Annotated in this window: 17 protein-coding genes; 9 read left to right on the plus strand and 8 right to left on the minus strand. The window is 62.9% G+C overall.

The window, feature by feature from the left end:
- The first annotated feature begins 43 nt into the window (after nt 1–43).
- From K3179_RS08970 to K3179_RS08985, 4 genes are all read left to right on the plus strand, one after another.
- Nucleotides 44–1,573: an SPOR domain-containing protein gene (locus K3179_RS08970; RefSeq protein WP_221564176.1), complete on the plus strand. Its 1,530-nt coding sequence runs from the start codon at nt 44–46 to the stop codon at nt 1,571–1,573.
- A gap of 144 nt (nt 1,574–1,717) precedes the next feature.
- A complete protein-coding gene (locus tag K3179_RS08975) occupies nt 1,718–2,221 on the plus strand; it encodes a type III secretion system chaperone family protein (protein ID WP_221564178.1) in 504 nt (167 codons plus the stop codon).
- Between the two features lie 144 nt (nt 2,222–2,365).
- Nucleotides 2,366–3,148 (plus strand): Bax inhibitor-1/YccA family protein, encoded by a 783-nt coding sequence (locus K3179_RS08980; protein WP_221564180.1) that lies wholly within the window; start codon nt 2,366–2,368, stop codon nt 3,146–3,148.
- A gap of 173 nt (nt 3,149–3,321) precedes the next feature.
- Nucleotides 3,322–4,290: a hypothetical protein gene (locus tag K3179_RS08985; protein WP_221564182.1), complete on the plus strand. Its 969-nt coding sequence runs from the start codon at nt 3,322–3,324 to the stop codon at nt 4,288–4,290.
- A 6-nt stretch (nt 4,291–4,296) separates the two neighbouring features.
- Here the strand turns inward: K3179_RS08985 and K3179_RS08990 are convergent, their stop codons facing one another.
- The 7 genes from K3179_RS08990 to K3179_RS09020 all read right to left on the minus strand — a co-directional run bounded on the left by K3179_RS08990 (nt 4,297) and on the right by K3179_RS09020 (nt 16,563).
- Nucleotides 4,297–5,793 (minus strand): tryptophan halogenase family protein, encoded by a 1,497-nt coding sequence (locus tag K3179_RS08990; RefSeq protein ID WP_221564184.1) that lies wholly within the window; start codon nt 5,791–5,793, stop codon nt 4,297–4,299.
- On the minus strand, nt 5,790–7,826 hold the full coding sequence (locus K3179_RS08995; protein ID WP_221564185.1) for a glycoside hydrolase family 97 protein: 2,037 nt from the start codon (nt 7,824–7,826) through the stop codon (nt 5,790–5,792). Before K3179_RS08995 ends, K3179_RS08990 begins: the two co-directional genes overlap by 4 nt.
- Nucleotides 7,823–9,409, minus strand: coding sequence for an alpha-amylase family glycosyl hydrolase (locus tag K3179_RS09000; protein ID WP_221564187.1), 1,587 nt, complete (start codon nt 9,407–9,409; stop codon nt 7,823–7,825). Before K3179_RS09000 ends, K3179_RS08995 begins: the two co-directional genes overlap by 4 nt.
- Nucleotides 9,406–11,247, minus strand: coding sequence for an alpha-amylase family glycosyl hydrolase (locus tag K3179_RS09005; RefSeq protein ID WP_221564189.1), 1,842 nt, complete (start codon nt 11,245–11,247; stop codon nt 9,406–9,408). Before K3179_RS09005 ends, K3179_RS09000 begins: the two co-directional genes overlap by 4 nt.
- A complete protein-coding gene (locus K3179_RS09010) occupies nt 11,244–12,761 on the minus strand; it encodes a tryptophan halogenase family protein (protein ID WP_221564192.1) in 1,518 nt (505 codons plus the stop codon). The genes K3179_RS09005 and K3179_RS09010 overlap by 4 nt, the downstream gene beginning before the upstream one ends.
- 113 nt (nt 12,762–12,874) lie before the next feature.
- Nucleotides 12,875–15,682: a TonB-dependent receptor gene (locus tag K3179_RS09015; protein WP_221564193.1), complete on the minus strand. Its 2,808-nt coding sequence runs from the start codon at nt 15,680–15,682 to the stop codon at nt 12,875–12,877.
- Nucleotides 15,683–15,870: 188 nt separating this feature from the next.
- Complete coding sequence (locus K3179_RS09020) at nt 15,871–16,563, minus strand: DUF6445 family protein (RefSeq protein ID WP_221564195.1); 693 nt, start codon at nt 16,561–16,563, stop codon at nt 15,871–15,873.
- Nucleotides 16,564–16,680: 117 nt separating this feature from the next.
- Between K3179_RS09020 and K3179_RS09025 the strand changes: the two genes are divergently transcribed.
- From K3179_RS09025 to cysN, 5 genes are all read left to right on the plus strand, one after another.
- Complete coding sequence (locus K3179_RS09025; RefSeq protein ID WP_221564197.1) at nt 16,681–17,712, plus strand: LacI family DNA-binding transcriptional regulator; 1,032 nt, start codon at nt 16,681–16,683, stop codon at nt 17,710–17,712.
- A gap of 100 nt (nt 17,713–17,812) precedes the next feature.
- A complete protein-coding gene (locus K3179_RS09030; RefSeq protein WP_221564198.1) occupies nt 17,813–19,351 on the plus strand; it encodes an MFS transporter in 1,539 nt (512 codons plus the stop codon).
- Nucleotides 19,344–20,762: an alpha-amylase family glycosyl hydrolase gene (locus K3179_RS09035; protein WP_221564201.1), complete on the plus strand. Its 1,419-nt coding sequence runs from the start codon at nt 19,344–19,346 to the stop codon at nt 20,760–20,762. The genes K3179_RS09030 and K3179_RS09035 overlap by 8 nt, the downstream gene beginning before the upstream one ends.
- Nucleotides 20,763–20,907: 145 nt before the next feature.
- The gene (gene cysD / locus K3179_RS09040) at nt 20,908–21,816 is read left to right on the plus strand and encodes a sulfate adenylyltransferase subunit CysD (RefSeq protein ID WP_221564203.1); all 909 of its coding nucleotides are present in this window, start codon (nt 20,908–20,910) and stop codon (nt 21,814–21,816) included.
- Complete coding sequence (gene cysN, locus K3179_RS09045) at nt 21,816–23,723, plus strand: sulfate adenylyltransferase subunit CysN (RefSeq protein WP_221564205.1); 1,908 nt, start codon at nt 21,816–21,818, stop codon at nt 23,721–23,723. Before cysD ends, cysN begins: the two co-directional genes overlap by 1 nt.
- Before the next feature lie 9 nt (nt 23,724–23,732).
- On the opposite strand, the gene K3179_RS09050 is transcribed toward cysN, so the two are convergent.
- Complete coding sequence (locus K3179_RS09050; RefSeq protein WP_221564207.1) at nt 23,733–25,001, minus strand: acetyl-CoA C-acetyltransferase; 1,269 nt, start codon at nt 24,999–25,001, stop codon at nt 23,733–23,735.
- Between the last annotated feature and the right edge of the window lie 22 nt (nt 25,002–25,023).

Genomic DNA, 25,023 nt, shown 5'->3' on the forward strand with positions numbered 1-25,023 from the left:
TCCTGAAACTCTCGCGACCCGTCAGGCGTTGCAAGGGGAGATCATGACCAGTTCCGTGAGACATAGCGCCCTGCGCCTGGCTGCCAGCGTCCTTGCGTTCGGCGTGCCGGGCCAGCTGGCTGCGCAGGAAATCGTCCAGCCGCTGCCGCCCGAAGGCACGAGCGAGCTCAATTCCGCCCTACAGCGGCTGGCCCGCGATTCCGGCGATGTCGGCGCCTTGCTCGATGCAGGCGAGGCGGCTCTCAAGCTGGGTGATATTCCCGCCGCAATCGGCTTTTTCGGCAGGGCGCAGGACATTTCGCCCAACAATAGCCGCGTCACTCTCGGGCTTGCGCAAGCCTACACCTATTCGCGCCGTCCGGTCGAAGCCCTGCAATTGTTCGCGCAGGCCGAGCGGGCAGGGGTGCAGCCTCAGCGCATGGCAAAGACCCGGGCGCTCGCCTTCGACCTCGTGGGCGATTCCGCCAGCGCGCAGGCGCTATACAGGCTTGCGCTGCAACAGGGAGAGGACGCCGCTGTGCGTCGCAACCTCGCGCTGAGCCAGGCAATCTCGGGCGACAAGGCGGGCTTCGAGGCGACCTTGCTTCCGCTCCTGCAACAGGGCGACAATGCCGCTTTCCGCACGCGCGCCTTCGGCCTTGCAGTCCTCGGAGAAACCGAAGCGGCGATCCAGATCGCGCGCGACATGATGCCGCGCGCCATGGCGGGGAGGGTCGAACCTTACCTCAGATACATGCCGCAGCTTACCGCTGCACAACAGGCGGCGGCCGGTACTCTCGGCGTCTTTCCGCGTACGGCGTCGATCGGGCGCGATGATCCGGCGATCGCGCGCTATGACAGCCCTTCGGTCCGCTCCGCCGACGCCGCGCTCGCTCCTACCGGGCCTGCGTTGGGCCAGCCGACCCAACCGACGAGGCCCGCGCGCCAGCGGACTTCCCCGCCGCGCGAACGTGCGGAGCAAGCGAGCGCCAGCTCGGACCGTTCGATCTTCAGGCCCGCCCGCAGTGCGGATCGCCCGGCAAGGGTGGAGGAACCTGTCCAGGCTGCGGCTCCGGCAGCAACGCCAGCTGCCCAGCCGCAAGCGGTGCCGCCAACGCAGGCAACCACCGTGGCAACTGTCTCGCCCACGACCCCGCCCGCAGCCCTGCTCCCCCAGCGCCAGGAAGAAGAAAGCGTTGCCGATGCCTTCGCAGGGTTCGACCTGACAGGGGCGAGCGCTGCGCCGCGGCAGGGTGCGGTCGATATCACCCGCATCCAGGCGCCTCGCGAAGTGGCGGAGCCACCTGCACCGCCGCCACCTGCGCACCCGGCACGCCACTGGGTGCAGGTCGCGACGGGCCGCGATACCTCTGCGTTGCGCTTCGACTGGCGGCGCATCGCCCGCAAGGCGGAGGGCTTGCTGGACGGCAAGGGGCCTTTCGTTACCCCATGGGTCGAGGCCAATCGCCTGCTTTCCGGACCTTACGAATCACGCGATGCCGCGCGCGACGTGGTGAACCGCCTGCGTGCGCTCGAGATCGACAGCTTCCCCTTTTCGAGCGACGAGGGGCAGGAAATCGCCAAGCTCGATTAGGGTGTCCGCCCATCCGTAAGTTGGGCTTGTGCACAAGCTTTGCACAAGCCGATTGCGTTCTCCCCAACCCGCTTGGGACCTTCGATTGCCAAGCGGGCGGCGCGACCTGCACAAGGCTCGCATGAGAGCCACGGGATCGCCACGATGAGAACCTCCGAAAGCCGTTTCGAGGCAGAAGAGGACGCTGCTCCGCTTGATATGCTGACTGCCCTGTTCGAGGCGCGCGGCTGGCCGTGCGGGTCCACCGGCGACGAGATGAGCGGCGAAGTGCAGGGCAGCTGGACCACCTACCAGCTGCGCGGGATCTGGCGTCCCGAGGATATGGTCCTGCAATTGCTGTGCCTTCCGGAAATCCGGATTTCCGATGAAAAACGGGCGGTTGCGCAGGAACTCGTCACCATGGTCAACGAGCAGATGTGGCTCGGCCATTTCGATATCTGGTCGAACGGAGGCGTGCTGCTTTATCGCAATGGCACGATGCTCGGCGACGAGGGTTTGCTCAGCCTCGGACAGGCACAATCGCTGGTCGAAATCGCGGTCGAGGAATGCGACCGGTTTTACCCTGCCTTCCAGTTCGTGCTGTGGGGTGACAAGAGCCCCGCAGATGCTTTGAAGGCGGCAATGGTGGATGCGGCTGGCGAAGCCTGAACTGCCGCATCCGGGCAAATCCGCGCAAATGGTTGATTTCCATTAGGCAAACCCCGTCCGGTTTCGCTTGAAATCGGCGGGAATAATGCCGATATTCCCCCCAGAAGCGGGGTGAATTGTCTCCGCAATTGGGAGTTTTTGAAAATGGCCGATTGGAACGACACCGACCAGAGGCAGGCGACCTCGTCCGTGCCGCGTGCGGGTGATGCCGTATCCCGCCAGACCACTTTCGACGCTGGCCTGCGCCAGCACATGCTGTCGATCTACAACATGATGGCTTCGGGCGTGCTGCTGACCGGCATCGTCGCCCTGCTGTTCGTCAACACCGGCCTGTTCGAAGCGGCCTACCAGGTCGTACAAACGCCCCGCGGTGCCGCTGTTCAGCCGACGATGCTTGGCTGGATCATCTCGCTTTCGCCGCTCGCCTTCATCCTGGTGTTGAGCTTCGGCGGGGTACAGCGTTTCAGCAAGGGGACGCTCCAGGTCTTCTTCTGGAGTTTCGCTGTGCTGTTCGGCATGTCGATGTCGACGATTTTCGCCACCTATACCGGTGAATCGATCGCATCCGCCTTCTTCGCTTCGGCCGCGGCGTTCGCTGGCCTTAGCCTGTTCGGCTACACCACGAAGAAGAACCTTTCGGGCTGGGGCAGCTTCCTGCTCATGGGCCTGATCGGCATCATCGTGGCGATGCTGCTCAACGCGTTCTTCTTCCAGTCGGGCGCGATGGGTCTGGTGATCAACATCCTCGGCGTGCTGATCTTCGCAGGCTTCACCGCCTACGATACGCAGCGCCTGAAGAATGAATATCACTATGTCCGCGGTACCGAATATGCGGGAAAGGCGATCGTGATGGGCGCACTCAGCCTCTATCTCGACTTCATCAACCTGTTCATGTTCCTGCTGCAGTTCCTCGGCAGTCGGGAATAATCCCAACCGCCGACCGCAGCAGCGAGTCGTTTGATCGTGCCCGGGGCGTAACTCACGTCCCGGGCATTTTCTTTGTCCGCTCAAGGGAGTAGGAGGCGATATGCTTCATCGCCCGTCAATCAAGACGCGTTCATGGTGAAGACAGAAAATTCCTTGAGGAGGGTACGCGCGCCGTGAGCCGCAATTCGCACATAACCATTCGCTTCGCCGCCATCGCCGGCGGCCTGCTCGCTCTTTCGGCCTGTGCTACACCGCCTCCTCCCCCACCGCCGCCGCCGCCCCCGCCGCCGCCCGCGCCGGTTGTGATCCCGCCCCGTCCGGTTCCGCCCATGGGTGCAACCACGGGCATGACCATTCCACTGGTGGCTGCCGACGGCGTGCGCCAGACGGTGAATGCGAACCTGACCCCGGCACAGACGGTGTGGAACCTGCGCTCCGCCCTCAATGTCGCGGCGCTCAATTGCCCCGAACCGCAGGCGACCATGCTGGTCGACAATTACGGTGCCTTCCTGAAGCGCAACGCGCGCCAGCTTTCGGCGACCAACCGCGCCCTGCAGGGGGAATTCCGCCAGAAGTACGGCGCGACCTATCGCGACGTGCAGGATTCCTACATGACGCAGGTCTACAACTATTTCGCCTTGCCGCCCGCCATGGGCAATTTTTGCGATGCCGCGCTGGCTGTGAGCCGTGATGCGCTGACTGCGGAAGTAGGCACGCTGGACAGCTTCGCTGCCGCCGCGCTCCCGCGTATCGAGAGCGTCTTCAACGATTTCTACCGCGCATACGAACAATACCGTGTGAACCTCGCCGCGTGGAATTCGCAATACGGCCCGCCTACGGTCAACACGACGGTGCAAGGCTACACCAATCCGCTCAGTCCAGATGTGACTGTCGCTCCGGGTGAGACACTGGTGAACTCCATGCCCGCGACCACGCCGGTCACCGTGGCCAGCGAAACGCAGGCCCCGGTGGATCTGCCGCCTGCAGCCGGTGTCCAGCCGGTGATCGTCGCCACGCAGGACGATGAAACCGGTGCAACGGTGTCTACGCTGCCAACCGAAGGTCCGATCTTCCAGTCGGGCGAAGTGGTACAGGGCGAGGTTCAGGCCGGGCCGGACGATACGCCCGATCCCCAGAGCTGAGTCTGCCTAAACCGGATTGTATTGCGGGAAGTTGAGCGCGCAGGCAGCCAGCATCTTGGCGGTTGCCTCGCGGTCGGCCACGTCGAGCCCCGGGGGAGGCGCCTGCATCTTGGCAGAGGGCGGGAACGTGCCGTAACCTGCAAAAAGCGCGTGCCAGCTCATCGGGGCATAGGGCGCAGCAATGCCATAGGTCCCCGCATTTGCCTCCTCGAGCGAGCGCTGCGTGAACCAGGCGGTCATCATCGCTTTCAGATTATCCGATAGCGATTGGTTGGCGGCGTTTTCGCGCCAGTACCCGGTGTCGGTCCGCTGGTTCAGGCGGTAATGCGCCACGATATAATCGCGGATCCCCTCGTACCGCGCCGCGATCCTCTGGTTGAAAGCATCGCGGTTCGCGTCGGTAAATCCCGCGTTCTCGTAGGCTTCTGCGAATTCAAGGGCGGTGGCTATGACGATATGCAAGGCCGTCGCCTCCAGCGGTTCGATGAAGCCTTGCGATAGGCCGGTGGCGAGGCAATTGCGGACCCAGCTGTTCTCGAGCCTGCCGACCTTCATCTTCAGGAACCGCGGCTGCGCATCGTCTGCATCGACCCCGAGGGCGCGGGCCAGTTCCGCAGCGGCGTCGTCATCTCCGATATGGCGGGAAGAATAGACATATCCATTGCCCACACGCCAGGTGAGCGGGATCGACCAGCGCCAGCCTGCGCTCATCGCGATGCTCTCGGTCTGCGGGACGATCGGCCCGGTGTGCGGCGTCGGCATCACCACCGCTGAATCGTTGAAAAGGTTCTCCGCAAATGGAAGAAAGCGCGCACCGAGTTTCTGCCGGGAAAGCAGGGCAGCAAAGCCCGAGCAATCGACAAACAGGTCGCCCTCGATCCGCTCCCCGTTGTCGCAGAGCAAGGCCGCAATATCGCCGCTCTGATCAAGCTCCACATCTTCGACCTTCAGCGGGCGGTGGAGAACACCGCGCGGCACTGCCCAGTCGCGCAGGAACGCGCCAAGCTTGTGGGCATCGAAATGGTAGCCATAGCTTTGCGGGAAAGGAAAGTTCGCCTCCGGCACCGGGCCACGCCTCGAACCGGCGAGTTGCGCAGCGAGGAACCAGTCGTCCGGATGTGCCGGCACGTCGATGCCCCGGCGGCGCAGGCCGCAGTTCCGCACGAAACCCGGCTCGGTATGGAGGTCGACCGGACCCGGGAACGGGTGGAAATAACTCTCGCAACCCTCGCGCTCGCTCCAGCCTGTGAAGCGGATGCCGAGCTTGTAGGTGGCATCGCAGGCCGCCATCCACTCCGCCTCTTCTATGCCGAGGTGGTCGAAGAACGCCTTTAATTGCGGCGTAGAGCCTTCGCCGACGCCGATGATGCCGATCGCCGGGCTTTCCACGACGGTGACACTGCCCCCGCGCCCAGCCCATTCGTGGTGCAGCAGGCAGGCGGTGATCCAGCCTGCACTGCCACCGCCGAGGACGACGACGCGAGGAACTGAGCCTGTGCTCACCCCTGCGGCACGAACTCGATCGCGAAACCGCCTGCGGGCGCAAGGCGAAGATCGAGCGTCTGGTCGGCGGTTACGGTCATGGTCTCGACATCCATCGCATGGCGATCCGCGCCAAGTCCATCGGCATTCGCGCCGTCACGCCAGATCGTGGCTGCATAGGACTTGCCTGGATCGAGGAAGGACAGCGGGACTGAGGCGACGCGCTCTTCGGCATCGGTGACGGCGCCGACATACCAGTTCAGCGTATCGCGATCGCGGCGGGCGATGACGGCATATTCGCCGACCTTGCCGTCGACGAGCAGGCTCTCTGCCCAGTCGGCAGGAACGCGCTTCACGAAATCGAGAGCGCGAGGATATTTGGCCAGGTTTTCGGGCAGGTCGGCGACCATCTGGATCGGCGAATAGATCGCGACATAGAATGCCAGCTGGCGGGCAAGGGTGCTCGGGAGGTCGGGAGCGGTCGCCCCGCGCCCTTCGAGCGAGAATACGCCCGGAGTATAGTCCATCGGACCCGACAACATCCGCGTGAAAATGAGTTCGGGCACGTGACCCGGATCGTTCTTCGGCACCGCCCATGCATCGTATTCCGCCCCGCGAGCGCCCTCGCGGCTGACCCAGTTGGGATAGGTGCGGCGTAGGCCGGTGTCCTTGACCGGTTCATGCGGGTTCATGGCGATCTTGTGTTCGGCCGCTTCCTTCACGACCTTCAGGTGATGGCGGACCATTTCCTGCCCGTCGTGCCAGACGAAGGTCTCGCCCATGCCGCCTTCACCTGCGGGTGCGATGATGCCGCCCGCGTCGGCGACATAGCCGCTCTTCACGGCGTCGATGCCGAGGCTCTGATAGAAGGCCATCGCGTCTTCGAGCTGTTCTTCGTAGACCTTGATGTTGCCACCCGTTTCGTGGTGGCCGATGATGCGCACGCCTTTTTCTTCGGCATAGCGCGCCACCTCCACGATATCGAAATCGGGATAGGCGGTGGTGAAGTCGAATTCACGGCCATTGCCGAACCAGGTGCCGTCCCAGCCCAGGTTCCAGCCCTCAATCAGGACGCCGCGAAAGCCGTGCTCGGCGGCGAAATGGATGTGCCGTTTGGCGTTTTCGGTGGTCGCGCCGTGCTTTTCTCCGCTCGCCCAGCTGCTGTCATCGAGATGCATTTCCCACCAGATGCCGATGTACTTGTGCGGCGTGAACCAGCTGACATCGCCGAGCTTGTTGGGCTCGTTGAGGTTGAGGATGATATTGCTCTCGAACAGGCCCTTGGGGCCGCCTGCGATCTGGATCGTGCGCCATGGCGTCGTGAATGCGCCTTCGCGAATTACCTTTGGCCCGCGCGGCGAAGGGGCCAGCTGGGCGCGGAAGCGCGTGTCGTCGACGCGGCGCAGCCACATGCCCGAATAGTCGACCAGTGCCGCCTCGTGGAACGACAAGTGCAAGCCGTTGTCGAGGACCATCGTCACCGGCGTATGCACGGTCGAAAGTGCGCTCACCGGGGTCTTCGAATAGAGATATTCATAGCGATTCCAGTCGCCTGCGGGAATCGACCATGCCGTGCCGTCGGAGGCGATGTTGAACTCGGTCAGTTCATCCGCGATGCGATAGACGGGCTGGCGCTCCGTCTCCGGGAATTCGACGCGGAAGCCCAGGCCATCGTCGAACACGCGCATGCGCACGGTAATCTCGCGCGCGTCTTCATCGCGCTGGCGGAAGGTGAGGGCCAGTTCGTTGTGAATGTCCTGCACCCACTGGCGCTCGCCCCAGGGCTGCTCCCATGTGCTGGCGTGGCTTTCCTCGCGAAATGCAACCACCTCGAAATTGCGGCGCATCGGATCCGCGTCGGTGAAGGCGAAGCCGAGGTTCGACTTGGCGATGACCGGCACGCCGTCGCGCGTGACTTTGTAATAGGGAATGCCTTCGCCGTCGGCGTCGAGCGTTACCGCGATCCGCCCGTCGGGCGAAGTGACCGTTTCCGCCTGCGCCGCAGCGATCGGCAGGAGAGAGGCGCCGAGGAACAGGGCGATGTGGCGGATCATGTGTCGGTCTCCAGAATGATGGCGGCGAAGGGGGGAAGGACGGTGGGCTCTGCGCCGTTGATCGCGAGCAATGTGCGGCCTTCGCAATCTTCGCAACGTACCGGCTTGCTGCCGAAATTAAAGCGGCAGCGCAGGCGCTGGCCGCCGGCTTCGCGGACCAGTTCCAGCAGGTCGCCGTCGTGATTGCATTCGGTGACGCGTCCGTGGTGGAGCGCGGGATTCGCCTTGCGCAGGGCAATCGCCTGCTTGGTGAATTCGAGCAAGGAGTTGGCATCGCCCTGCTGTGCAGCGACCGAACGGGGACGGTTGTCGTCGCCAACCGGGAGCCATGGCGCGGTACTGCCGAAGCCGGCACATTCGCTATCGTCCCATGGCATGGGGGTACGCGCACCGTCTCGGCTCAGCGTCAGCGGCCAGTTCGCGATTGCCTCGGGATCGTGCAACTGGTCGAACGGGATGTCGACCTGCGTGAGGCCGAGTTCCTCGCCGTAATACAGGATCGCATTGCCGCGCAGGCTCATCAGCAGCAGCGCCTTGAGGCGCGCGAAGGCCTGGCGATCTTCCGGCTTGCACCAGCGGCTGAGCGCACGGGGCGCGTCGTGATTTTCGAACGCCCAGCTCGGCCAGCCGACGCCCGGCTCCTCCGGCCATTCGGCGAGGGCGGAACAGACCAGCTGCGGCGTCAGTGCCTCGGCGTAGAGGAAATTGAATCCGTAGGCAGAATTGAGGTGCGCTTCGCCTTCGGTGAAGGCTTTCATCTCGCGTACGGCATCGTCGCCGCCGACTTCGGCCACGGTGAAGATGCCGTCGAATTCGTCTGTCAGCGCGCGGATGCGCTCGATGAATGCAGGGATGTCCGCATGGCTCTGGTTGTAGGTCTTGAGCTGGAAATCGAACGGCCGGGTGCGCTGCTTGTCGGTCGGCGGGGCGGGCGGATTGTCGCGCAATTGCGGGTCGTGCATCGCGAAGTTGAGTGCGTCGATACGGAAGCCGTCCACACCGCGCTCAAGCCAGAATCGCATCACATCGAGAACGGCCTGCTGCGCTTCGCGGTTATGCAGGTTGAGCTGCGGCTGGCTGGAAAGGAAATTGTGCAGGTAATATTGCCCGCGCCGCGCGTCCCATGTCCACGCCGGACCGCCGAAGACCGACTGCCAGTTCGACGGCGGCGAGCCGTCGGGCTTGGCATCGGCCCAGACATACCAGTCGGCCTTGGGATTATCGCGGCTCGATCGGCTTTCGGCGAACCATTCATGGTCGTCCGAGGTGTGCGAATAGACCTGGTCGATCAGTACCTTGAGGCCGAGCTCATGGGACCGGGCGATAACCGCATCGAAGTCTTCCAGAGTACCGAAGATCGGGTCGACATCGCAGTAGTCCGAAACGTCGTAGCCGAAATCCTTCATCGGCGATTTGAAGAAAGGCGAAATCCAGATTGCATCCGCGCCGAGTTCGGCAATGTGCGGCAACCGCCGGGTGATACCGGGCAGGTCGCCGATGCCGTCACCGTTGGAATCCATGAAGCTGCGCGGATAGATCTGGTAGATCACCGCGCCCTTCCACCAAGGCAGGTTGTCGCTCATTCGGCGGTCTCCGAAACGCGGCACACGGCCCAGCCGAAGGCGGGAAGGGTAAAGGCGGCGCTGCCCGGCGCGGTTACCGCTGCCGGGCAGGATCCTGCAAGCGTAACGAGGCGGCGGGCATCGTAGCCGAGCATCACATTGGCGCTGCGCTGGGCGCCGGTGGTATTGAACACGGCGAGATATTCCGTCCCGTCGTCCGGATCGAACCTGCTGACGGCGAAAATGCCCGGCTCCTGCTCGTAATGGCGCACTTCCTGGCGGCCGCGGGTGAGGGCGGGGTGCGCGCGCCGGATGGCGGAGAATTCCGCGATCAGGCGGAACAGCGGATGGCTCTCGTCGAAATTGCTATCGGCAGTGGTCGCGTCCGTGCCGATCAGGTTGTTGTCATTGTAGACCGCGGTGCGCGAAGGGAACATGTCCTCGCGCGCAAGCTGGTCGTTGCCGTCGCCGACGAAGCCCTGCTCGTCACCGTAATAGATCACCGGGCTGCCGCGCAGGCTCAGCATCATCGCGTGGCCCAGCATGACGCGCTTCAGCAGTTCGTCCTGCGAGATATCGGGCTTGTCCCATTTGATGAGCGTCGAGAAGCGGCCCATGTCGTGGTTGCCGAGGAAGGTGGGCAGCTTGCCCGCGGTCTCCTCGCCGCCTTCGTACAACACGTCGCCGTCGAACATATGCGCCAGGACGACCGTTCCCTTGTCCCGCCCGAGCAGTTCGCGCATCGCTGCCTGGAAAGCGAAGTCGAGCACGGCGGGCAGTTTGTCGCGGCGCGTATATTCGGCGATGTATCCGTTTTCCGGGATATCCTTGTAGACCTCACCGAACATGTGGAAGTTCGGGATGCCGTTCTCTTTCGCCACGGCTTCGAGAGCGGGCACGAACTCCTGCCAGAAACCGGGATCGACATGGCGCGCGGTGTCGATGCGGAAGCCGTCGACGCCGGTGTTGCGCACCCAGTCGCCGAAAATCTCGATCATGCCGGCGCGCACGCGCGGGTGTTCGGTAAACAGGTCGTCGAGGCCCGAGAAATCGCCGAACCGGCTGTCTTCGCCCGTGAACGAGCTGTTGCCGCGGTTGTGGTAATAGATCGGCTCGTTGAGCCAGGCGGGGACCTTCACGTCCTTTTCCGCCTCGGGCACGACCGGGATGTAGGCGTAGTTCGGATCAGTCAGCTTGGCGAAATTCTCTTCGCTCCTGTCGCTATCGCCCATGAAGCCTTCGTTGATGCGCGCACCATCGGGGCCGCCGCGCGTCGAATAGGGATAGTCCCCCTTGCTGCGGTATTCGAAATTGGTCGCATCGCCATCGGCATAGGTGATGACGTCGGCCGTGTGGTTGGTGATGATGTCCATGTAGACCTTCATCCCGCGCGCATGGGCGGCATCGACGAATGCCTTGAATTCCTCGCGCGTGCCGAAATGGCCGTCGGGGCGGGTGAAATCGGTGACCCAGTAACCGTGGTATCCCGCGCTTTCGTCACCCGGAGGGCCTTGCACCGGCTTGTTCTGGAAGATCGGCGCGAACCAGATGGCAGTGACACCCAGCTTCTCCAGATAGTCGAGCCGGTCGGTCAGCCCTTTAAGGTCGCCGCCATGGAAAAAGCCCTTGGCCGTGGGGTCGTAACCCGTCTGCAGCCGGTCGCCTGTGAAATCGCCACGATCATTCGTCGGATCGCCGTTCTCGAACCGGTCGGGCAGGACGAAATAGACGATTTCCTCGCTCGGCAGGCGGTCCCTGAAATTCACTTCCGGCCCGCTAGAAATGGCAGCAGGCGGGGTCTGCGCCGTTGCACAGGCCGCGAGGCCCAGGGCCAGGAGGGGAAGGGACTTGCGGATCATGCGGGGACTTCCTGCTGGGGAGAGGCGTTGATGAATTGCTGCACGAAATCGAGATGCCGGGGCATCTGCTTCACCTCTTCGATGAGAGCGAATTCCGTGCCGTCGAGGAGCTGGCGCAGTTCCTCTTCTGCGAGCGTGTCGGCGATCGGGTTGTAGCCCCTCGCTTCCACGCCCTGTCCGACGAGCACCTGGAACCAGCCCACTTCGGTGAACAGTTCCTCGTGCTCGCGGTGAATGAAACCGGAGGCCCGCCAGTTTTCCAGCTTGGCCTCCAGCGTGTCCGGCAATTCCATGTGCCGGACTGCGTCCCAGAAGGGCTCTCCCTCACGTTCGTTGGCCGTGTAGTGAAGGACGAGAAAATCGCGGATGCGGGTCCATTCGAAGTCGGCCTGGTCGTTGAACCAGTCGACGATGGCCGGATCGGGCCGGCCGGCGGGGAGGACCGACAGGAACCTGCTGATCGCGCTCTGGATGAGGTGGATGCTGGTCGATTCCAGCGGCTCCATGAAACCGGCTGCCAGGCCGAGCGCAAGGCAATTGCCCTGCCAGTGGCGGCGGCGCTTGCCGGTGGTGAAGCGGATGGGGCGCGGATCGCCCAGCGGTTCGCCATCGAGGTGGGCGAGCAGGGTCGCGGCAACTTCGTCGTCCGACAGGTGCGCCGAGGAATAGACCATGCCGTTGCCGATGCGGTGCTGCAGCGGGATGCGCCACTGCCAGCCCGCCTTGCGCGCACTGGACCGTGTATAGGGTGTGAAATCGCCGCCATTGGCACATGGGACGGCCATGGCGCGGTCGCAGGGCAGGTAATGCGTCCAGTCGTCGAAGCCTGCATCCAGGGCCTGTTCGATCAGCAGGCCGCGAAAACCGGTACAGTCGATGAAGAAATCGCCCTCGATGCGCTCTCCTCCCTTGAGCGAGAGGGCGGCGATGGTGCCGGTATCGCCGTGCTGTTCGACCTGCGCAATCATGCCTTCCTTGCGCTCGACCCCGCGGGCTTCCGAGAAGCGCCGGAGGTAGGCGGCATAGAGCCCGGCATCGAAATGGTAGGCATAGGGCATTTCGGGCGACTGGGGCGTGCGGCGTCCGCGCTGCATGCGCATGGTGCGCGCAGCCAATTCGTTGAGCGAATAGCGGATCAGCGGTTTGGCCAGGCCGAGCTTTGCGGCGCGCAGCCAGTAGTGCTGGAAGGGGAGCAGTCCGACGCCGCGGCCGATGTTGCCGAACGCGTGCATGTAGCTTTCGCCCTCGCGCCGCCAGCCGTCGAATTCGATGCCGAGCTTGAAGCTGCCCTTGGTTTCACGGACGAATTCCGCCTCGTCGATGCCGAGTGCGCCGTTGAACAGATGGATCTGCGGGATCGTTGCCTCGCCGACGCCGACCGTGCCGATTGCATCGCTTTCGACAAGCGTGATCGAGGTCCCGGGCGGAGCGAAACGGACAAGGGCCGCCGCTGCCATCCAGCCGGCGGTTCCGCCCCCGGCAATTACGTATCGTTGAATGGTGTCCTGGGTCATGGCTCTGGGCTCCCGTCACGCCGGATGCGCGGCTATAGCATGGCAGCGCATCCGGCGTATCGGGGACGGGGCAGTCGGGAGGAGATGGTGACCGCCCCGCCGTCGATAGCCGATCAGAACTTGTAGGAAACGCCGACCAGGTAGGTCCGACCGTATTCCTCGTAGTCGATCACGAACTCGCGATTGCCATCGGTATAGTTGATGAACGGCTCGTCCGTCAGGTTGAGCGCCTGCAGGGTAAAGGCGAGACCGTCGAGCGACGAGCCTTCCTGGAAACGATAGCCGATCTGAGCATCGAAGATCGATTCCGCATAGGTCTGGCGGAACGAGCGGCTGGCCGAGATGCCGATGAATTCGGCAAGGAAGCCGGTCCGATAACGGTGGCTGACACGCGCTTCGAAACCGCTGTTTTCATAGTATGCGGTCGAGTTGACCACCCACTTCGACAGGCCGGGCGTGTCGACATTGAACGTTTCGCCATTGGACAGGGTCACATCGAGCTTGCTGTCGGTGTAGGACGCGCTGGACTGGACGCCGAAGCCGGGCAGGAAACCGGTCATGTCGCCCAGCGGGAGGGCGATGCTGCCTTCCACGCCGAAGATGTAGCCTTCTGCGCCATTGTCCGGACCACCCACCAGGCCCAGCGTCTGGTTGCCGGTGGCAGCGAATGCAATCTGCTGGGTCGGCGTCAGCGTCGGGACGAGGTAGGAGAAGTCGCGCACGACCGGAGCGTTCGGGTTCACGAAATCGTCCAGCCACTTGTAGTATGTCGCCAGCGCCAGATAGCCTTCGCCGCCGAAATACCATTCGAACGACGCGTCGATGCCGTCTGCGACATAGGGACGCAGTTGCGGGTTGCCGCCGCCACCGCTGAAGATCGAGTTGAACCCGTCGGTCGGCGGCTGGTTGGCGATGCTGGCGTTATACGACGCGTTCAGCTGGTCCATGCGCGGACGGGCCAGGGTACGGGCTGCACCGAGACGCAGCTTGATGTCCGGCGTGATTTCGAAGTTGAACGTCGCGCTGGGCAGGACGTGGGCATATTCGTCGCCGCCCTCCACGGGGACGAGAGCAGCGCCGATACCGCCATTCGACTGGAAGCCGTCCGAACTCTGGTCGGTGAAGACCAGCTGCACGCCGATATTGCCTTCGACCGGGATGGACCCGAGCGAGCCTTCGAGGTCGGCACGGAGCCAACCGTTCCAGACCTTCTCGTTGACGGACCAGTCGCCCGGGAACGGCAGGCTGGAGCTCTGCACGTCGGTCAGGAGGTAGGTGCCGTTGTTGATCAGGACGAAGGGATCGTAAGCAACCTGCGGACCGAAGCCGAGGAAGTCGAGGCTGGCGATCGGGGTCAGCAGCGCATCGCTCGGGATCGGCAGGCGGGTTACCGCGCCGTCGGCGGCGTAGGCAGAGGGTCCGCCGGCCAGGCTGAGGAAGTTTTGCACGATGTCACGCGACTTGGTGCGATCGTCGAAGGCGACGCCGGCAACCAGGTTTTTGACCCAGCCGCTGTCGACCTTGCCGACTACTTCCGCGCGGGCCGACCACAGTTCGTCGTCGGTCGAGGTGTCGTTGATGAAGCCTGCCTGCACGATGCCGTCGGCACCCCAGCCACGCGGGTCGGTCAGCTGGATGAGGCTGGTGTCCGAATAGTCGATCGTGTTGTTGAAGTTGAACGGAAAACCGCTCGACGGGCGGGTGTAGGTCACCGTGTCCGACGGACCGGAAGCATTGGCCGCGTAGGTCAGGCCCGAGTAGCTTTCGATCTGCTGCAGGCGGCGGTCCGAGCTCGAGTAGGAGACGTCGAAATTGAGGAGGACGTCGTCGTTCTCGTACTTGGTGTTCCAGCCGGCAGCGAAGGTTTCGGTGTCCTTGCGGTCGTAATCGTTGCGGACCACGGGCTGGACGCCGGTGAAGGTCACGCTGTTCGGGAAATCGCCGCCGCTGTTGTCGGCGATGGTCGCGCCCGAACCCCAGCCCGGGTTGAGCGGGAACTCGATGCCGCGCTGCGGGATACGCTCGCGATAGTCGGCGTAGAAGATGTCGATCGTGGTGTTCCACTCGAGGCTCGGCTCCCATTCGAGGGTGCCGAACACGCCGAGGCGGTCGAGGTCGACCGACTTGGCGAAGGGCTTCATGCCGCCAAGCACCGTGTAACCGGCGTCGTTGGGATAGCCCCAGGCGTTGAACTTCTTCACCTGGCTCGGGCTCGACTGATAGGCAACGCCGACCGCGAGGCCGAGCGTGTCGTCGGCGAACTGGTCGACATAGGTGCCGGTTGCGCGATAGCCCCAGCCCTTCACGTCGGGGTTGAGCGAGCCGTCTTCGTTGAATTCGAGGCGACCCGAGAGCGAGACGATGCGCTCACCCTTGGCGAGCGGGCGGATGGTGCGAAGGTCGACTGTACCGGCGAGGCCCTGGCCGATGAGACCGGCGTAAGGCACCTTGTAGATGACGCCCTGGTCGATGAGTTCGGCCGGGTACTGGTCGTATTCGACGGCGCGGTTGTCGCCCGAGGACACAAGCTGGCGGCCGTTCAGCAGCGAGGTCGAATAATCGGGACCGAGGCCGCGGATCGAGAGGCTCTGCGCACGGCCGTCGATACGCTGGACGGCGAGGCCGGGCAGGCGGCCCAGCGTTTCGGCGATCGAGACGTCTGGCAGCTTGCCGATGTCTTCCGAGCTGAATGCTTCGGCGATAACCGGCGCGTCGCGCTTCAGGTTGATCGCGGTTTCAAGCGCCTGGCGGTAGCCTTCGACGACTATGATGTTGTCTTCGCCCGGCTCTTCCTGCGAGGCGGTTTCATCGCCCGGTTCGACCGAGGCTTCCTGCGCCATTGCAGGCGTAGCGACTGCGGCCAGTGCGATGGTGACGGCGCCGGCGCTGATGCCCCCGACGAGCTTGGAACGAAATGCCATAATCGTGCTCTCCCTGATGGCCGGTCCTGTTATCTTTTGGACCGACTCGATACCCCACAGGCGGCGGAAACTCGCCCGTATGTCGTCCTGAATACGGGTCAGGAGGCGGGCTCCGGAAGACAGCATACGTATACGCAACCGGTTCGCACGGAGCTGAGTCGCGCAAATGTCACACAGTTCGAGGCCGGTCAGTCGAGAAACAGATTGAGCGTTAGGCGGCCGAGTTTCGGATCCGGATCGGGCATGAAATCCGGCTTTAAATCAGCGCAGTGAAGCGTGTTTCCGCGATAGATGACTATGGAATTAAATGTGTCGGAGACGCGGTGGATCTGCTCGAAGATCTCGGTGTCGCCGGATATGTAGGCGGGACCCGGAAGGCCATATTCGGCAATCGCGGCTTCGAGTTCCAAGCGGTAGGTATCGAACCGCTCGCCATCGACACTTTCGAAGCCGGTAGCCCGCTGGCGGTAGAAGGCAGTCCCGCCGCGATGGGCCTTGTCCAAGTAAAGGAGAACCGCGAGCCGTTCCCGCTCGGTGCCGTCGAAATGCGGCAGGCGCTGGATTGGTGCCAGCTGTCCAGGCTTATGCGTTACGAGAGACAGGTAGCATTCGCGGAACCGCGGCTGGCGGTTCAGTTGAAAGACTTCGATCAGGTGGTCCCGCAGCGGCTCGACCAGAGGCATGGCGATCTTTTCGGAGACGGCGGCGCGGATGCCGGGATAGAATAGTCCGTGGGTCCCGAACCGGTGTCGCGCGGCGATCTCCACCACCGCATCGGCATCCACCAGCGCCTCGGACACGGCAACGACTGGCTGCGCTTCGAGGCCGAATGTGTCGGTCGAGAGCGCGGCACGGGGCGAAAGGGCGAGGGGGCTTTCCATCGTGAACTAGCCCCATACCGCGTTTTTATTCGCTTTGAAGGGTCTGCAACTTTGCATGATCGCTTCGCCGCGCTTATGGTCCTGCCGTGGACCGGTATTCCGGTCCGGAGGAGAGAGATGGGACGCAAGCCGACTGGTCGCCCGACCAGTTTCGACATTGCCTATGCTGCCGGAGTATCGCAGCCGACCGTCAGCCGTGCGCTGCGCGGCGATCGCTCGGTGAGCGAGCAGACCCGCCAGAAGATCCAGCAAATCGCGCGCGACCTCAATTACACGGTCGACAAGAACGCATCCTCCCTTCGCTCCCAGCGCTCCAACACGATCGCCCTGCTTTTCTTCGAGGACCCCACGCCCGACGAAAGCATGATCAACCCGTTCTTCCTCGCCATGCTCGGGTCGATCACGCGGGCCTGCGCCGACAGGGGGCTGGACCTGCTGATTTCCTTCCAGCGCATGGAAGACGACTGGCACGTCAAATACCAGGACAGCCACCGTGCGGACGGACTGATCCTGCTCGGCTATGGCGATTACACGACATATACCCCCAAGCTCCAGAAGCTCATCGCCCAAGGCACTCACTTCGCGCGCTGGGGTTCGGTCAGCCTCGACTCCAGCGGGGCGACCGTCGGTACGGATAATGTCGATGCAGGCCGCAAGGTCGGGGAACATCTGGTCGGTATCGGAAAGCGCGATATCGCCTTTCTCGGCGACGCGGATGAAACATGTCCCGAATTTCTCGGACGCTACACGGGCCTGTGTAAGGTCATGGAGGAGGCGGACCTCCCTGCGCCGCCGCGCTTCGATGCCATCACGACCGAAGAGGCGGGTTACGCAGCGGCCAAGGCGCTCTTGTCCAGCGAGATGGCATGCGACGCAATCTTTGCCGCAAGCGACCTCATTGCAATCGGCGCCATGCGGGCCATCGCCGAGGCGGGCAAACGCGTACCCGACGATATCGCCGTGGTCGGTTTCGACGATATTCCCGCGGCCAGCCTGACCACCCCGCCGCTGACCACCGTAACCCAGGATGTGAAGGGCGCTGGCGAAACACTGGTCGAGGCGCTTCTGGCCCAGATCGACGAGCGCGACGTGAAGCCGCGCAAGCTGGCTGGAGAACTGGTGATCCGGGGCAGCACCGCAAAAAACTGACGCGCTACGTATTCGTATACGTGTTTGCGCAAAGGCCTACTTCGTGCGAGCCATCGCATCGTGACCGGGCAATAAGTCCGGCCGGGGAGAGGATTGTACGATGGCGACTTCGGCCGCACCATTACCGACGCGCAAGCCGCAGATGGGCTGGGGACAGCTCGCCAATATCAGCTTCGGTTTCTTCGGCATCCAGATCGGGTTCGTTCTTCAGAACTCCAACATGAGCCGGATATTCCAGACCGTCGGCGCATCGCTCGACGATCTGCCCGCGCTGTGGGTCGCGGCACCGTTGACCGGCCTGATCGTGCAGCCGATCATCGGTCACCTTTCGGACAAAACCTGGAACCGTTTCGGGCGCCGGCGGCCCTATTTCATGACCGGTGCGATCCTGGCTGCGCTGTCGTTGCTGCTCATGCCTCTCGCACCTGCCTTCGGCGCGCCGCTGCTGTTTGCTGCGGCCTTGTTGTGGGTTCTCGACGCCAGCCTCAACATCTCGATGGAGCCGTTCCGCGCGTTCGTCGGCGATATGCTCGACAAGTCGCAGCACGCCACGGGTTATGCCGTGCAGACCGCCTTTATCGGGGCGGGCGCGGTGGTCGCGGCTATCTTCCCATGGTTGCTCGAGCAATTCGGCGTCAGCAATGTCGCAGCGGCGGGCGAGATACCGGATACCGTGAGGTGGAGCTTCTGGGCCGGCGCAGCCGCCCTGTTTGCGGCGATCGGCTGGACCGTCGTTTCGACGAAGGAATACAGCCCGGAAGAAATGGCTGCATTCGAGGCCGAACGAGAGGTCGAGGCGGGCCAGAGCGTGCGCGCTCTCGCCGCCAAAACCTACACCTCGGCAGCCATGTGGCTGGTTGCCGGTGTCGCCGTCATTCTCGCGGTCTCGCCGCTCGGTCTGGAGAAGGAAATCCTGCTGCTGGGCGGCTTGCTCGTCGCATACGGGCTGCTCAGCGCGATTGGGATCTCGATGGCCAAGCAGGGCAAACACGCCAATATGCTGTCCAGCATCGTCGGCGATTTTTCCGGCATGCCGGACACGATGAAAAAACTGGCCGTGGTCCAGTTCTTCAGCTGGTCATCGCTCTTCATCATGTGGATCTATTCCGGGCCGATCGTCTCGCAGTATTTCTACGGCAGCGCCGATCCGACCACCGTTGCCTATAACGAGGGCGCGAACTGGTGGAACCTGATCTACACGGTGCAGAACGCAGTGGCGGCGATTGCGGCGCTGGCGGTCCTGCCGGTTTTGTCCAGGCGTATCGGCAAGGCGCGAACGCACATGACCTGCCTGCTCCTTGGGGCGCTCGGTTTCCTCGGCTATTTCTTCCTGCGCGATCCCAACCTGCTGATCGTATGCGAGATATTGAAGGGAATTGCGTGGGCCTCGATCCTTGCCATGCCTTACGCCATCCTCGCCAGCAGCCTGCCGCAGTCGAAGCTTGGCATCTATATGGGGCTCTTCAACATTTTCATCGTGGTGCCGCAATTGCTGGTGGCGACGGTCATGGGAAGCGTGATGAACGCTTTCTTCCCCGCCGATCCGATCTGGACGATGCTGTTTGCCGCCGCAAGCTGGACGATAGCGGCGCTTGCCATGCTTCGAGTATCCATTCCGGGGGAGAGTGCCCATGCGTAAGGTAATTCTATCGGTAGCGGCAGCGGCTCTGGCCGCAGGCGGCGCATACGCCATGTCGAACGCGCCGGAAGACCCCGGCAGCACGGCGTGGGAACCGCGGGATACCGTCACGATCGAACACCCGGAGTGGTCGCGCGATGCGATCCTGTACCAGATCAATACGCGCCATTTCACCGAAGAAGGCACGTTCAAGGCCGCGCAGGAACAGCTGCCACGCCTCAAGGAACTTGGCGTCGACATCCTTTGGCTCATGCCGATCCATCCGATCGGCAAGGAGAACCGCAAGGGCACACTCGGCAGCCCTTACTCGGTGCAGGACTATTATGCGGTCAACCCCGAGTTCGGCACTGAGGAGGAATTCCGCGCCTTCGTCGATGCCGCGCACGAACAGGGCTTCAAGGTTATCCTCGACCTCGTCGCCAATCACACAGCTTGGGACAATGCCCTCCGCAGCGAGCATCCCGACTGGTACGAGAAGACCTGGGACGACGATTTCCGCCCGACCCCGTGGTGGGACTGGTCCGATATCATCGATCTCGACTGGTCGCAGCCGGGTGTGCGCGAGCACGTGGGCGGGGCAATGGAATACTGGGTGCGCGAGTTCGACATCGACGGATACCGTGCCGATGTGGCGGGATACGTACCGCTCGATTTCTGGGAGACCGCGCGTAACCGTCTCGAAGCAATCAAGCCGGTCTTCATGCTCGGCGAAGTCCAGCAGACAGCCTTCCACCACAAGGCCTTCGATGCGACCTATGCGTGGGACTGGCATAACACCACGAAGAACGTGGCGCAGGGCAAGGGCAATGCGACCAGCTTCTATGGCTATTACGCCGAGAACGAGAGCCTGTGGCCGCGCTCGGCCATGCGCATGACTTACATCGAGAACCACGACAGCAATGCGTGGGAAGGCACGATGGAAGAGAATTATGGCGCCGCGCTCGAGGCGATGACCGCCTTGTCCTTCACGGGCGAAGGGTTGCCCCTGATCCATAACGGGATGGAAGCCTGCAATGCCAAGCGGCTCGAGTTTTTCGAGCGCGACCCGATCGACTGGAGCCAGGGCGAGGGGTGCGAATACGGCGATTTGCTTGTCCGGCTGATCGACTTCCGCAAGGCCAACCCCGCGCTGGAGAACGGCCAATGGGGCGCGGTGATGCACAAGGTCGAAAACAGCGCTCCCGAACAGCTCCTTGCCTGGGTTCGGGAAGAGGACGGGAACAAGGTGCTCGGCCTGTTCAACATGAGCGCACGCCCTTTGTCGGCCGGCTTCAGCGATGGACTGCCGGTAGGAACCTACCGCGATTTCGCGACGGGCGACGAGGTCGTCATCGCTCCCGATACGACGGTTGAACTTCCTGCGTGGGGGTATCGCCTGCTCAACAAGGGCGGTCGCCAGCCTTCCCGGTAAGCCTCTACGGCCCCGGCAGTTTCGAACAGGCTCTGCAAATTCTGCTTTCCGGCGGGCGACCTTTCGCTGCTTGCCGATGGGTATTGCGTGCCCCAGATTGACGGCTCCCCCGGCACGTTAGACCCATACGCGACAAGAGACCTTAATGTCCCTCACCCATTTGCAGCGGCTTGAAGCCGAAAGCATCCATATCATGCGCGAAGTGGTGGCCGAGGCGGACAAGCCCGTCATGCTTTATTCGATCGGCAAGGACAGCGCGGTGATGCTGCACCTTGCGAAGAAGGCTTTCTACCCGTCGCCGCCGCCGTTCCCGCTGCTTCACGTCGATACGACATGGAAGTTTAAGGACATGTACGAACTGCGCGAACGCAGCGCGCAGGACGCGGGCATGGAACTGCTGGTGCACCGCAATCCCGAGGCCGAGGAGATGGGAATCAATCCCTTCGACCACGGCCCGCTCCACACCGACATGTGGAAGACGCAGGGGCTGAAGCAGGCGCTCGACAAATACGGCTTCGATGCGGCCTTCGGCGGGGCACGCCGCGACGAGGAAAAGAGCCGCGCGAAGGAGCGGATATTCTCGTTCCGCACGGCCACTCACGGCTGGGACCCGAAGAGCCAGCGCCCCGAGCTCTGGAATCTCTACAACGCCCGCAAGAAGAAGGGCGAGAGCATCCGCGTCTTCCCCCTCTCCAACTGGACCGAGCTCGACATCTGGCAGTATATCCATCTCGAGAATATCGAGATCGTGCCGCTCTACTATTCCGCCAAGCGCCCGACCTTCGAATACGAAGGCGGCCTGTTCATGGCCGACGATATCGAGCGGCTGGAACGCGTCATGGGCAAGCGCCCCGAAATCACCGAGCGCTCGATCCGCTTTCGCACGCTGGGCTGCTTCCCGCTGACCGGTGCGGTCGAAAGCGAGGCTGCGACACTGCCCGAAATCATCCAGGAGATGCTGCTGACGACCACGTCGGAACGGCAGGGCCGGGTGATCGACAAGGATTCAGGTGACGCGTCGATGGAGAAGAAGAAGCAGGAGGGCTATTTCTGATGTCTTCCGATACCTACAAGACCGACGCGCTGATCGCCGAAGATATCGAGGCCTATCTCGACAAGCACCAGCACAAGACGATGCTGCGCTTCATCACCTGCGGCAGCGTGGACGATGGCAAGTCGACCCTGATCGGGCGCCTGCTCTACGATTCCAAGATGATCTTCGAAGACCAGCTTGCGGCGCTGGAAAGCGATAGCAAGCGCGTCGGGACGCAGGGCCAGGATATCGATTTCGCGCTGCTGGTCGATGGTCTTGCAGCAGAGCGCGAGCAGGGCATCACTATCGACGTCGCCTATCGCTTTTTCGCGACCGAGAGCCGCAAGTTCATCGTCGCCGACTGCCCGGGCCACGAGCAGTACACGCGCAACATGGTCACCGGTGCATCGACCGCCGATCTCGCCTGCATTCTCATCGATGCGCGCAAGGGCGTGCTGGTCCAGACCAAGCGCCACAGCTTCCTGTGCCACCAGCTCGGCATCAAGAACCTCGTCCTCGCCGTCAACAAGATGGACCTGATCGGCTATGATCAGGAAAAGTACGACGCGATCATCGCCGACTACGAAGAGTTCGCAAAGAGCATCGGCATCGAGAGCTTCACTGCGATTCCGATTTCGGGCCTTGCGGGCGACAACATCACCACGAAGTCGGACAATACGGCTTGGTACGATGGTCCCACGCTGATGGAGCACCTTGAAGCGGTGGAGGTCCGTTCCGATGCGAACCTCGACAAGCCATTCCGTATGCCGGTGCAGTGGGTCAACCGTCCGAACCTCGATTTTCGCGGGTTCTCCGGCCTGATATCGACTGGCAGCGTCAAGCCGGGCGACCAGGTGCGATCGCTACCTTCGGGCAAGACCAGCACGGTCAAATCGGTCGTGACGATGGACGGCGATCTCACACAAGGGATTGCGGGCCAGTCGGTCACGATCACGCTCGAAGATGAAATCGACTGCTCGCGCGGGGATGTGCTGGCCGCTGCGGACAACCCACCCGAAGTGGCCGACCAGTTCGAAAGCACGATCGTCTGGATGGACGAGGATCCGCTCGTCGTCGGCCGTGCGTACTGGATGAAGATCGGCACGCAGACGGTCAGCGTGACCGTTGCCGAGCCGAAATACGAGATCAACGTCAACACGATGCAGCATCTTGCTGCCAAGACGCTCGAACTCAATTCGATCGGCGTGAGCGAGATCACCACCGACAAGCAGATCGTGTTCGAGGCCTATGCCGACAACCGCGCGCTCGGCGGCTTCATCCTGATCGACAAGATCACCAATCGCACGGTCGGTGCGGGCATGCTGCACTTCAGCCTGCGCCGCGCACAGAACGTGCACTGGCAGGCGACCGACATTACGCGTGACGATCACGCCGCGATGAAGAACCAGCAACCCCGCGTGCTGTGGTTCACCGGCCTGTCCGGCTCGGGCAAATCGACCATCGCCAACGAGGTCGAGAAGAAGCTGGCGCTGATGAACCGCCACACCTTCCTGCTCGACGGCGACAACGTTCGCCACGGTCTCAACAAGGACCTCGGCTTTACCGAAAGCGACCGGATCGAGAATATCCGCCGCATCGGCGAAGTGGCGAAGCTGATGACCGATGCGGGCCTCATCGTGCTGACCGCATTCATCTCGCCATTCCGTGCGGATCGACAGCTGGTGCGCGACATGATGGGCGAGGGCGAGTTCATCGAGATACACGTCGACACCCCGCTCGAAGTGGCGGAGGCACGCGACGTGAAGGGCCTTTACAAGAAGGCGCGTGAGGGCAAGCTCAAGAACTTCACCGGCATCGACAGTCCGTACGAGGAACCGGAAGAGCCCGAAATCCGCGTCAACACCGTGGCGATGAGCCCCGAGGAAGCCGCGGATTACGTGATTTCGAAGATCTTGCCGCTGAAATAAGCGACGCGATCAATCGACGAAATCGTCGACCCGCTCGATCACGATTGCCGGAGCCATGCCGCCTGCCGCGCACATGGTGACGAGGCCGTAACGCTTGTCCTGGCGTTCCAGCTCGTCGACCATGGTGCCGATCAGGATGGATCCGGTGGCGCCGATGGGGTGACCCAATGCGATCGAGCCGCCGTTCACATTGACCTTGTCCCAGTCGAGGTCGAGGTCGCGCACGAACTTGGCAGCGACGACAGCGAAAGCCTCGTTGATCTCGTAAAGGTCGATGTCGTCCTTGGTCAGGCCTGCCTTTTCGAGGACTTTCTTCGCGGCCGGCACCGGGGCGTTCAGCATCAGCGTCGGATCGTCGCCCATGTTGGCAGTCGCGACGATGCGCGCGCGCGGCTTCAGGCCATGTTTCTGCGCATATTCCTTGCTCGTGACCAGAACGGCTGCAGCACCGTCGACCACGCCCGAGCTGTTGCCTGCATGATGGAAGTGCTTGATTTCGAGGTCGGGATATTTGGCATTCACGAGACCGGCAAACGTGGTTCCGTTCTTGTCGAGCGGGACGTTGGCGATCTTGGCGAAGGCCGGTTCCAGTTCGGCAAGGCCTTCCTTGGTCGTCTGCGGACGGGGATACTCTTCCTTGTCGAGCACCACGTTGCCGTCATCGTCCAGCACCGGCACGACCGATTTGTCGAAGCGGCCTTCTTCGATCGCTGCGGCGGCGCGCTGCTGGCTGCGATAGCCGACCTCGTCCAGCTCTTCGCGGGTGAAGCCTTCCATGGTTGCGATGGCATCGCCGCACACGCCCTGATGGCTCTGCGGGTGCTTGCGCATCAGGCGCTCGTTATAGCTGCCCATCATCGGCGGGCGCATTCCGGCGGCCATCTTTTCCTTCGACATGGCGGCCGTCAGGCTCATCATTTCGGTGCCGCCTGCCACCACGCAATCTTCCATGCCGCTCATCACTTGAGCTGCGGCGAGGGCGACGCTGGTGATGCCGCCGCCGCAGAACCGGTCAAGCGTCGTGCCGGACGAGGTGATGTCATAGCCTGCATCGAGCGCAGCCATGCGGCCGAGGTCGCCCGCCTGCATTCCGTCCTGCGTGCTGACCGACCAGATGACATCGTCGACAGTCGCGGTGTCGAGATCGTTGCGGTCCTTGATCGCCTTGAGACAGGTCGCGGCGAGGTGCTGCGGATGCATCGCCGCCAGCGCGCCCTTGCCCGGCTTGCCGATCCCGCGCGGGGTACGGACGGCATCGATGATATAGGCTTCGGACATGGCGTGTTCCTCTCTCGTCTTG

This window comes from Qipengyuania intermedia (assembly GCF_019711615.1).
In the GTDB taxonomy this organism is placed as follows: Bacteria; Pseudomonadota; Alphaproteobacteria; order Sphingomonadales; family Sphingomonadaceae; genus Qipengyuania; species Qipengyuania intermedia.